We start from the raw sequence: 10,830 nt of genomic DNA, 5'->3' as shown, positions 1-10,830 counted from the left end.
ATGAGCAAAACTTTATACCAGAAGCTGTTTGATGCACATGTCGTTTACGAAGCCCCTCAGGAAACGCCGCTGTTATATATAGACCGCCACCTGGTACACGAGGTTACCTCGCCCCAGGCATTTGACGGGCTGCGCGCCCAGGGGCGTCCGGTACGCCAGCCAGGGAAAACCTTTGCCACCATGGATCACAATGTCTCCACCCAGACGCGGGACATTAACGCCAGCGGTGAAATGGCGCGTATCCAGATGCAGGAGCTGATCAAAAACTGCCATGAATTTGGCGTTCAGCTTTACGATCTTAACCACCCATTCCAGGGCATTGTGCATGTCATTGGCCCGGAACAAGGCATGACGCTGCCCGGTATGACCATCGTCTGCGGCGACTCGCATACCGCTACCCACGGCGCTTTCGGCGCGCTGGCGTTTGGTATTGGCACCTCGGAAGTGGAACATGTACTGGCCACCCAGACGCTGAAACAAGGCCGGGCTAAAACCATGAAAATTGAGGTCAATGGTCAGGTTGCCCCGGGCATTACCGCCAAAGACATCGTGCTGGCTATCATCGGTAAAACCGGCAGCGCCGGCGGCACCAGCCACGTGGTGGAATTTTGCGGCAGCGCTATCGAAGCCCTGAGCATGGAAGGCCGTATGACCCTGTGTAACATGGCAATTGAAATGGGCGCTAAAGCCGGTCTGGTGGCACCGGATGACACGACCTTTGCCTATCTGCAGGGCCGTCAGTTTGCCCCTAAAGGGGAAAACTGGCAGCGCGCCGTGGAATACTGGCGTACTCTCAGGTCCGATCCACAGGCCAGATTTGATAGCGTAGTAACGCTGAACGCGGCGGATATCGCCCCACAGGTAACCTGGGGAACCAATCCAGGTCAGGTGATTGCCGTTGATCAGCTGATCCCTAATCCGGCGAGCTATGCCGACCCGGTAGAACGGGCCTCTGCTGAAAAAGCGCTGGCATATATGGACTTACAGCCGGGGATCTGTCTGACCGGGATAAAAATCGACAAAGTGTTTATCGGCTCCTGCACCAATTCACGTATTGAGGATCTGCGCGCCGCCGCCGCGATTGCCAAAGGCCGTAAAGTCGCCCCTGGCGTACTGGCCATGGTAGTCCCGGGCTCCGGGCCGGTGAAAGCACAAGCGGAAGCCGAAGGTCTGGACAAGATTTTCCTTGAGGCAGGTTTTGAATGGCGTCTGCCGGGCTGTTCCATGTGTCTGGCAATGAATAACGACAGGCTGGCACCTGGTGAACGCTGTGCTTCCACCAGCAACCGTAACTTTGAAGGTCGTCAGGGACGCGGCGGCCGTACGCATCTGGTTAGCCCGGCCATGGCCGCCGCCGCCGCCGTTACCGGCCATTTTGCCGATATTCGTCAACTGAACTGAGGAAAAAATCATGGCGAAAAAATTTACGCAGCACACCGGGATTGTTGCCCCGCTGGATGCCGCAAATGTGGATACCGACGCAATTATTCCCAAACAGTTTCTGCAGAAAGTGACGCGTACCGGCTTTGGTATTCATTTATTTAATGACTGGCGCTATCTTGACGATGCCGGCCAGCAGCCCAATCCGCAGTTTGTTCTGAACAAACCGGCATTTAAAGGCGCGAGTATTTTGCTGGCACGTGAAAACTTCGGCTGCGGATCGTCGCGCGAACATGCGCCCTGGGCGCTGACCGACTTCGGTTTTCACGTGGTTATTGCGCCGGGTTTTGCCGATATCTTCTATGGCAATGCGTTTAATAACCAGCTGTTACCGGTGATTCTGAGTGAACAGCAGGTCGACGAACTGTTCAGCCTGGTCGGGGCGCAACCCGGCATCCGTTTTACCGTCGATCTGGAGAACAAAGAGGTCATTGCCGGCGACAAACATTACCCTTTCGATCTCGACAGTTTCCGTCGCCACTGTATGCTCAATGGCCTGGACAGCATTGGTCTGACGCTGCAACACGAAGAGGCCATTTCCCGCTACGAAGCTAACCAGCCGGCCTTTCTGCAGTAATATCGCCTGGCCCGCCGTGACGGCGGGCTGTACTGGCAACCCATCCGCCAGCTGCAGCATAAAAAAAACCAGCGCAGACCAGGGTCCACGCTGATCGGGAAAGTCCCTTTCAGTTAATGAATGTCCAGGCCAGGCGACAAAAACGCCGGCCCTTTCATCACGGTTAATTATCAGCGTAATATAGGGCATAAAAAACAGATGACTTAGGTGACGAGGTTCCCTATTTATGTCCTCTTCCCGTTTGCAGCAGCAATTTATCCGCCTGTGGCAATATTGTCACGGCATGGCGCAGGAGACCACGCTCAGTGAACTGGCCCAACAGCTCAACTGTTAGCGCCGGCACATGCGTAATCTGCTTAGCGCAATGCAGACCGAAGGCTGGCTGGAATGGCAGGCGGAAGCTGGCCGTGGCAAACGTTCGCATCTGCGTTTTCTCTATACTGGCCTGGCCCTGCAACAGCAGCGGGCTGAAGACCTGCTCGATCAGGATCGCATCGACCAGCTGGTGCAGCTTGTTGGTGACCGGCAAGCGGTGCGCCAGATGCTGCTGTCACACCTCGGCCGCAGCTTCCGCCAGGGAAAACATATTATGCGGGTGCTTTACTACCGCCCGCTGCTAAACCTGCTTCCCGGCACACCGCTGCGCCGCTCAGAAACCCATCTGGCTCGTCAGATATTTAGCGGTCTGACGCAAATAAATGAGGAAAACGGGGAAGTCGAATCCGATATTGCCCATCACTGGCAGAAAATATCCCCATTACACTGGCGCTTTTTTTTGCGTCCGGCCATCCATTTCCATTCGGGAAAAGAACTGGAAATGGCCGATGTCATTGCCACGCTGCAAAGGGCGCGCAATCAACCCCTGATGGCCCATATTGATCAGCTGATTTCCCCCGGCCCCTGGACACTGGATATTCATCTTAGCCAGCCGGATGAATGGTTGCCCTGGCTGCTGGGAAGCGTCGGCGCCCTGATCCTGCCCCGCGACTGGCATTTACAGGAAAATTTCGCCCGTCAGCCGGTGGGCACCGGCCCGTATAGGGTGGTACGTAATCAGGCGACGCAGCTGCGTATCGACGCGTTTGATGACTACTTTGGCTACCGGGCGCTGCTCGATGAGGTCAATATCTGGGTGCTCCCGGACATCAGCAACGAGCTGGTTTATGCCGGCGTGACGCTGCAAGGTGAACAGGATGACAAAACGGATGAAGAGAGCCGCCTGGAAGAGGGCTGCTACTTTTTACTCTTTGACCAGCGCTCGGAAAAAGGCCGTGATGCCCGGCTCCGGCGCTGGCTAAGCAGCCGCTTTACCCCAATAACCATTCTTAATCAAAGCGGCATAAACTATCAGCGCTACTGGTCGCCGGCTTATGGCCTGCTGCCGCGCTGGCACCATCGCCGTCAGATAGGCAATGATACAAAACCAGATCACCTGAACAGCCTGACCCTGACCTGGTATCGTGACCATGTTGAACATCAGGCCATTGCTGACCTGCTGGCCCCGCTGCTGGCGGCTGAAGGGATCACCCTGCACACCCAGCAGGTTGAATATTCACAGTGGTATCACGGAGAAGTCGCCAGCGACCTCTGGCTCGGCTGCATTAACTTCACGCCACCGTTGACCTATTCCTTGTTCAGTTCACTTTACGACATTCCGTTGCTGCGTCACTGTATTGATTTGCCCTGGGAAGAAGACGTCCAGCGCTGGCGCGAACGCCGTCTGCCGCTGGCGGAGTGGTGCCAGCAGCTGATTGAACAGGGCTATCTGCACCCCCTGTTTCACCACTGGCTGTTACTACAGGGTCAGCGCAGCATGCGCGGCATCAATATGAATTCACTGGGCTGGTTTGATTTTAAATCTGCCTGGTTTGCCCCACCGCAACCATAATGCTTTCGGCCGGGCGCCGGAACGATTACAATCAGACGTTCTCAACGGGGTGCCTGGAATATAAAACTGTCGGTTCAATACCGCGCAGCAAAATATAAACGTCGCGAGCAGGTATTCAGCCGGGGAAGGACAGCGCACAGCAACCACAGCATACGAGGGTATGTGAGGATTGCGCGCACTGCCCGACGCCGGATCAATACCGCGCAGCAAGTTTAAAACCAGGCTGAGAAAAAACCCGTCGAACCTGATCCGGTCAACACCGGCGTAGGGATTTGAGACTCAGTTTGTTTACTCAAGTCCTTTGCGACCTCTTTATATCCTGACTATGGAGCGCAAAGTGTTAAAATATATCCTGTCTGCTGCTATTCTTTTATCCGCCCCGGCATTTGCCGCAAAACCTGTTCTGACGGTTTACACCTACAGCGCCTTCTCCGCCGACTGGGGCCCCGGTCCCGCCGTTAAAAAAGCGTTTGAAAAACAGTGTGACTGCCAGCTGAAGTATGTCACGCTGGAAGATGGCGTTTCGCTGCTCAACCGCCTGCGCATGGAGGGCAAAAACAGCCATGCCGACGTGGTTATCGGTCTCGATAATAATTTGCTGGCCGCCGCCAGTAACAGCGGGCTTTTTGCTCCTGCCGGCGTTAACACCACCAATCTGCAGGTGCCCGGTGGCTGGCATGACAACACCTTTATCCCTTTTGATTACGGTTATTTCGCCTTTGTATATGACAAAAACCGGCTGCCTTCCCCCCCTAAGAGCCTGAAAGAGCTGGTGGAAGGCTCCGCGCCGATTAAAGTGGTGTATGAAGATCCACGCACCAGCACGCCGGGACTGGGGCTACTGTTATGGATGCAAAAAGTCTTTGGTGACAAAACTCCACAGGCCTGGCAACAGCTGGCGAAAAAAACCGTGACGGTCACCAAAGGCTGGAGCGAAGCTTATGGGCTGTTTCTGAAAGGGGAAGCTGATATGGTGCTCAGTTATACCACTTCACCGGCCTATCACATGATTGAAGAGAAAAAAGTTAACTATGTGGCAGCCAGCTTCAGCGAAGGCCATTATCTGCAGGTGGAAGTGGCAGCACAGCTAAAATCCAGCAAGCAGCCTGCGCTGGCCCAGCGGTTTATGCAGTTCGTACTCTCACCCGACTTCCAGCAAACCATCCCAACCGGTAACTGGATGTACCCGGTGGTCCCGGTGGCACTGCCGGCGGACTTTACCCGCCTGATTAAACCGGATGTGGCACTGCAATACAGTTCACAGCAGATTGCTAATCAGCGTTCAGCATGGGTCTCGGCATGGCAACGCGCCGTCAGCCACTGATTGCCCGCTGGCTGATGCCTGGCGGACTGGCGGCGCTGTTGCTGGTCTCTGTGGCGGGGACGACCCTCGGCGCGCTCTGGGGGCAAAGCCCGTCAGGCGCGTTCAGGGCCGTCTGGCAGGATAGCTACCTGTGGCACGTGGTGCGTTTCTCCTTTTTACAGGCATTTCTCTCCGCACTGCTGTCACTGCTGCCGGCTATACCGCTGGCACGGGCGCTTTACCAGCGCCGTTTTCCTGGCCGGCAAAAACTGCTTCGCCTGTGTGCCATGACGCTGGTTCTGCCGCCGCTGGTCGCCGTGTTTGGTATTCTCAGCGTCTATGGCCGCGAAGGCTGGCTGGCACAGCTGGCCGGCATCCTCGGCATTCCCTGGCACTTTTCGCCCTATGGATTACCGGGGATTTTACTGGCACACGTTTTTTTCAATCTGCCGCTGGCAACCCGCCTGCTGCTACAGGCACTGGAGCAAATTCCCGGAGAGCAGCGGCAGCTGGCGGCACAGCTGGGTATGCGGGGGATCCATCATTTTCGACTGGTTGAATGGCCGTGGCTGCGCCGCCAGATTCTGCCCATCGGCGCGTTGATCTTTATGCTCTGTTTTGCCAGCTTTGCCACGGTACTGATGCTGGGTGGCGGCCCCAAAGCCACCACCCTTGAACTGGCAATTTATCAGGCACTGAGCTTTGACTATGACACCGGCCGCGCGGCGTTACTCGGGCTGTTACAGCTTATTTTTTGTCTTGGATTATTGCTACTCAGCCAGCGTCTTAGCAAGGCAATCCCCGCCGGAGAAAGCCAGGGGCAAGCCTGGCGCAGTCGCGAAGACAGCTGCGGACAGCGCCTGGCCGATACGCTGATTATCCTGCTGGCGCTGTTACTGCTATTGCCGCCGCTACTGGCAGTGATTATCAATGGCCTGCACCATGGCGTTAGCGCGGTGATGCAACAGACGGCCCTGTGGCAGGCCATCTTTACCTCGTTGCGTATTGCCGGCGGTGCCGGCGTACTGAGCGTCATTTTGACAATGATGCTGCTGTGGAGCAGCCGCGGCTTACGACTGCGTCATTATCTGCTGGCCGGACAGCTGCTGGAAACCAGCGGTATGCTGATCCTCGCCATGCCGGGGATTGTGCTGGCAACCGGTGCGTTCTTATTACTGAATGCCACTATCGGCTTACCGCAGTCTGCCGCCCCGCTGGTGATGTTTACCAATGCGCTGATGGCCATCCCCTATGCAATGAAAGTGCTGGACCACCCCATGCGTGATCTGGCAACACGCTACGACCGCCTGTGTCAGTCGCTAAATATTAGCGGCATAAACCGGCTACGACTGATTGAACTGCGCGCCTTGCGCCGCCCCTTAGCACAAGCGATGGCGTTTGCCTGCGTCATGTCCATCGGCGACTTTGGCATCGTGGCGCTGTTTGGCAACGATGATTTTCGTACTCTGCCTTTTTACCTCTATCAGCAAATGGGCGCCTATCGCGGTAGCGATGCGGCCGTCACCGCCCTTATTCTGCTGGCGATTTGCTTTTTATTATTTACCCTGATTGAAAAACTGCCGGAACGCCATGCTGACGCTGACTGATTTAACTTATCTGTACCACCATTTACCGATGCGCTTCAGTTTTCATCTGGCCGCGGGTGAACGGGTGGCGATACTCGGCCCCAGCGGGGCGGGGAAAAGCACCCTGCTATCCCTGATTGCCGGCTTTCTGACGGTAAGCCAGGGTCAGCTTCAGCTAAACGGCCAGCGCCATACCCACACGCCCCCAGCCCAACGGCCGGTTTCAATGCTGTTTCAGGAACATAATCTTTTCCCGCATCTCAGTGTGGCGGAAAACATTGGGCTTGGGCTGCATCCGGGGCTGAAATTAACCCCGGCACAAAAGCAAACGGTGACGGATATCGCCGGACAAATCGGTATGGCGGGCCTGCTTGATCGCCTGCCGGGCCAGCTGTCCGGCGGTCAGCGTCAGCGCGCCGCGCTGGCGCGCTGTCTGGTACGCCAGCAACCGATTCTGTTACTGGATGAACCGTTTTCAGCACTGGATCCGGCGCTGCGTCAGGAAATGTTGCAGCTGGTTGAAACCGTTTGTCAGCAGCGCGACATCACATTACTGATGGTGTCTCATAATATTGATGATGCGCTGCGCATTGCCCCGCGTTCCTTGCTGGTGGCCGATGGGCGTATTGCCTGGGATGGCGCGAGCGAGCAACTGCTGCGCACCGACAGCGATGCCGCGCGCGTGCTGGGAATCAGCCGCCGATAAAAACCTGGCGCAGCAGATGCAAAAAAGTCGGGGTCAGCGGATGAAACGCCCCGGCGATCAGCGCAAGGGTGGCCACCAGCAGCATCAGCGGTGCAAGCCAGCGCAGGCGCGAGCGACAAAGCCAGCCGCTGGCCCAGTCAGCCTGTTTTTCGCCACGCAGCCAGCGCCAGCACAACCAGAGCGCCAGCCAGACCAGTAATGCCACCACCAACAGCAACCACTTAAACAGACCACTCTGTGCGTCAGAAGGGATATCGATCGCCACGCCCGCCAGAATACCCGGCATAAAATAGAGCGGCGGCCAGAACAGGCAGGCCACCAGATTCGGCAACACAAATCGGGAGGCCGGCAGCTCAAGCATCCCTGCCACCAGCGGAATAACCGCCCTGGTCGGGCCGACAAATCGCCCGATAATAATGGTAAACAGGCTGTGCTGATGCAATGCCTGTTCTGCTTTATCCATCAAATGGCGATAGCGCTGGATTAACGAGCAGCGATGCAGTGGCCCTTTAAAGCGCTGACCGATCAACCAGGAAACCCAGTCACCGGCCATACAGGCCAGGGTCGCCACCAGCCAGGCTGGATAAAGCGCGAGCTTATCACTGCCAATTAGTGCGCCAAACGTGGCCATCAGCACCGTGCCCGGCATCAGCAACCCCAGTAGCGCCAATGATTCGAAAAAAACCACCAGCGCAATAGCAAACAGTGCCCAGCCAGCAGACTGCGTAATTAAATGTTCGAGCCAGGCTTCCATCACATCATACCCCAAAAAATAAGGACGCAATTGTCACGGCTAGCCGTCCGGCGGTCAAGCCGTCTTACTCTGAGAAACCCCGTCAGTGGGATTATCGTCCAGCCGTCAGCGGTAACCTGATGCCACTTTGCCAACGGCGAATAATACTGTATAAATAAACAGACCATATCTATCCACAGTGTAATGACCTTTTCATGACGCAAGATTTCGCTGGGTTTGTGCTAACCCGCCACTGGCGTGACACGCCAGCGGGGACCGAAGTGACGTTCTGGCTGGCAACCGATCAGGGTGCACAACGGCTGGTTCTGCCCGGTCAGCAATCCGTTGCGTTTATTCCCGCCAGCCAGCAGGCGCTAGCGCAAAAATGTCTGCAACATGAACACCATTTTCATTTTGCGCCGCTACAGCTAAAAGATTTTCATCACAGGCCGGTCGTCGGGCTTTACTGCTCCCAGTACCGCCAGTTACTCAGACTGGAAAAGCAGCTGCGGCAAGCCGGTGTGACGGTCTATGAAGCGGATATCCGGCCGCCCGATCGCTATCTGATGGAGCGTTTTATCACTGCGCCGGTTTCAGTCAGCCAGCGACGTCAGGCAGATGGCAGCATCGCAGTGCAGCTAAAAGCCAATGCAGACTACCGGCCAGCGCTAAAATGGGTGTCACTGGATATCGAAACCAGCCGTCACGGCGAGCTGTACTGTATTGGTCTGCAAGGCTGCGGACAGCGTGATGTGTTGATGCTGGGGCCGGCAAACGGCAGCAACAGCAACAGTGAAATTAACCTGACTTTTTATCCCAGCCGTCCGGCACTGCTGGCCGCACTGAATGACTGGTTTATTCGCCACGATCCCGATGTAATTATCGGCTGGAATCTGGTGCAGTTTGACCTGCGGGTGCTACAAAAACAGGCTGACCGCTATGGCGTGACGCTGAATTTAGGCCGCGATGGCCAGCCGCTGGCGTGGCGTGAACACGGTTTTAAACCCGGCGTATTTTTTGCACAGGCCGCAGGACGTCTGGTCATTGACGGTATCGAAGGGCTAAGATCGGCCTTCTGGAATTTCGAATCCTTCAGTCTGGAAAGTGTGGCGCAGGCCTTGCTGGGCGAAGGCAAGGCAATTGATAATCCCTGGCAACGTATGGAAGAAATTGATCGCCGTTTCGCCGAAGACAAGCCAGCGCTGGCACGTTATAACCTGAAAGACTGTGAGCTGGTTACCCGCATTTTTCAGCAGACTGAGCTTATTCCTTTTTTACTGGAACGGGCCAGCGTCAACGGGCTGCCAGCTGACCGCCACGGCGGCTCTGTTGCGGCCTTCAGTCATCTTTATCTGCCGCGCATGCATCGCAGCGGTTTCGTGGCACCGAATCTGGGTGAAATCGCCCCGCAAGCCAGCCCCGGCGGCTACGTAATGGATTCGCGCCCCGGACTCTACGAATCGGTGCTGGTGCTGGATTATAAAAGCCTTTATCCGGCGATCATTCGCACTTTTCTTATCGATCCGGTCGGCTTAACCGAAGGGCTGGCCCAGCCTGACGACAGCCATTCGGTTGCCGGCTTCCGTGGCGCCCGTTTTTCGCGTCAGCATCACTGTCTGCCGGCAATCGTCAGTCAAATCTGGCAGGGACGCGAACAGGCAAAAAAACAGGGCAATAAACCTCTGTCGCAGGCGCTGAAGATCATTATGAACGCCTTTTATGGGGTACTCGGTACCAGCGCCTGTCGCTTCTTTGACCCGCGTCTTGCCTCATCAATTACCCTGCGAGGCCACGAAATCATGCAGCAGACGCGCAAGCTGATTGAACAGCAGGGTTTTGACGTCATCTATGGCGATACCGACTCGACCTTCGTCTGGCTGAAATCGGCACACGATGAAGCGGCCGCCGATGCCATCGGCCAGCAGCTGGTGAGCCATGTTAACCAGTGGTGGCAGCAGCATCTGCACCAGACGCTGAATCTGACCAGCGCGCTGGAGCTGGAGTATGAAACCCATTATTGCCGCTTTCTGATGCCCACGATTCGCGGCGCCGAACAAGGCAGTAAAAAACGCTATGCCGGCCTGATTCGCCGCCAGGGTGAAGAGCGCATGGTATTTAAAGGACTGGAAAGTGTACGTACCGACTGGACGCCGCTGGCACAACAGTTCCAGCAGACCCTGTACCAGCGTATTTTTCGCGGTGAGCCGTGGCAGGCGTATCTGCTCAGCACCGTTCAGGATTTACTTGCCGGTAAGCTTGACGATCGGCTGGTATACAGCAAACGTCTGCGTCGCCCGCTGAGCGAATATCAGCGTAATGTCCCGCCTCACGTTCGCGCCGCCCGCATTGCCGATGACGAAAATCAGCGGCTGGGGCGGCCGCTGCGGTATCAGAACGGCGGACGCATCCGCTATCTGATGTGTACCAGCGGGCCGGAACCGCTGGAACGCCGCAGCACGCCGATTGACTATGATCATTATCTGACCCGTCAGTTACAACCGGTTGCTGACGGTATCCTGCCGTTCTTAAACGAAGATTTTGCTACACTGATTACCGGTCAGTTGGGGCTTTTTTGACAGGTGACGAACGCGCTGCCT

At 56.2% G+C, this 10,830-nt stretch carries 7 protein-coding genes and 1 pseudogene; 7 read left to right on the top strand and 1 reads right to left on the bottom strand.

The window, feature by feature from the left end:
- The 6 genes and pseudogenes from leuC (at nucleotide 1) to thiQ (ending at nucleotide 7,500) form a co-directional block, all read left to right on the top strand.
- Nucleotides 1-1,401, top strand: coding sequence for a 3-isopropylmalate dehydratase large subunit (gene leuC, locus BL249_RS00155; RefSeq protein ID WP_099706405.1), 1,401 nt, complete (start codon nucleotides 1-3; stop codon nucleotides 1,399-1,401).
- 10 nt (nucleotides 1,402-1,411) lie between these two features.
- Nucleotides 1,412-2,017, top strand: a complete 606-nt coding sequence (leuD, locus tag BL249_RS00150; protein ID WP_099706404.1) for a 3-isopropylmalate dehydratase small subunit — start codon at nucleotides 1,412-1,414, stop codon at nucleotides 2,015-2,017.
- Nucleotides 2,018-2,243: 226 nt separating this feature from the next.
- Nucleotides 2,244-3,905: pseudogene (gene sgrR, locus BL249_RS00145) on the top strand (HTH-type transcriptional regulator SgrR).
- A gap of 337 nt (nucleotides 3,906-4,242) precedes the next feature.
- On the top strand, nucleotides 4,243-5,229 hold the full coding sequence (gene thiB, locus BL249_RS00140; protein ID WP_446717707.1) for a thiamine ABC transporter substrate binding subunit: 987 nt from the start codon (nucleotides 4,243-4,245) through the stop codon (nucleotides 5,227-5,229).
- Nucleotides 5,205-6,815, top strand: a complete 1,611-nt coding sequence (thiP, locus tag BL249_RS00135) for a thiamine/thiamine pyrophosphate ABC transporter permease ThiP (RefSeq protein ID WP_099706403.1) — start codon at nucleotides 5,205-5,207, stop codon at nucleotides 6,813-6,815. Before thiB ends, thiP begins: the two co-directional genes overlap by 25 nt.
- Nucleotides 6,799-7,500, top strand: coding sequence for a thiamine ABC transporter ATP-binding protein ThiQ (thiQ, locus tag BL249_RS00130; RefSeq protein ID WP_099706402.1), 702 nt, complete (start codon nucleotides 6,799-6,801; stop codon nucleotides 7,498-7,500). Before thiP ends, thiQ begins: the two co-directional genes overlap by 17 nt.
- Here thiQ and BL249_RS00125 read toward each other — a convergent pair.
- Nucleotides 7,487-8,254, bottom strand: coding sequence for a DedA family protein (locus BL249_RS00125; protein ID WP_099706401.1), 768 nt, complete (start codon nucleotides 8,252-8,254; stop codon nucleotides 7,487-7,489). The genes thiQ and BL249_RS00125 overlap by 14 nt on opposite strands.
- A gap of 194 nt (nucleotides 8,255-8,448) precedes the next feature.
- Between BL249_RS00125 and polB the strand changes: the two genes are divergently transcribed.
- Nucleotides 8,449-10,809 carry a DNA polymerase II gene (gene polB, locus BL249_RS00120; RefSeq protein ID WP_099706400.1) on the top strand — a complete coding sequence of 787 codons (2,361 nt, stop codon included), beginning with the start codon at nucleotides 8,449-8,451 and terminating at the stop codon, nucleotides 10,807-10,809.
- The last annotated feature ends 21 nt before the right edge of the window (nucleotides 10,810-10,830 follow it).

Source organism: Erwinia sp. OLFS4 (assembly GCF_002752165.1).
GTDB lineage: Bacteria > Pseudomonadota > Gammaproteobacteria > Enterobacterales > Enterobacteriaceae > Izhakiella.
The sequence above is the reverse complement of the archived record's forward strand: the minus strand, read 5'-3'. Positions and strand labels throughout refer to the sequence as shown.

What these genes read in the sequence shown, in the direction of transcription:
- BL249_RS00125 (WP_099706401.1), bottom strand. Translation starts at nt 8,254, where the DNA reads ATGGAAGCCTGGCTCGAACATTTAATTACGCAGTCTGCTGGCTGGGCA.
- leuD (WP_099706404.1), top strand. Translation starts at nt 1,412, where the DNA reads ATGGCGAAAAAATTTACGCAGCACACCGGGATTGTTGCCCCGCTGGAT.
- polB (WP_099706400.1), top strand. Translation starts at nt 8,449, where the DNA reads ATGACGCAAGATTTCGCTGGGTTTGTGCTAACCCGCCACTGGCGTGAC.
- thiP (WP_099706403.1), top strand. Translation starts at nt 5,205, where the DNA reads ATGGCAACGCGCCGTCAGCCACTGATTGCCCGCTGGCTGATGCCTGGC.
- leuC (WP_099706405.1), top strand. Translation starts at nt 1, where the DNA reads ATGAGCAAAACTTTATACCAGAAGCTGTTTGATGCACATGTCGTTTAC.
- thiQ (WP_099706402.1), top strand. Translation starts at nt 6,799, where the DNA reads ATGCTGACGCTGACTGATTTAACTTATCTGTACCACCATTTACCGATG.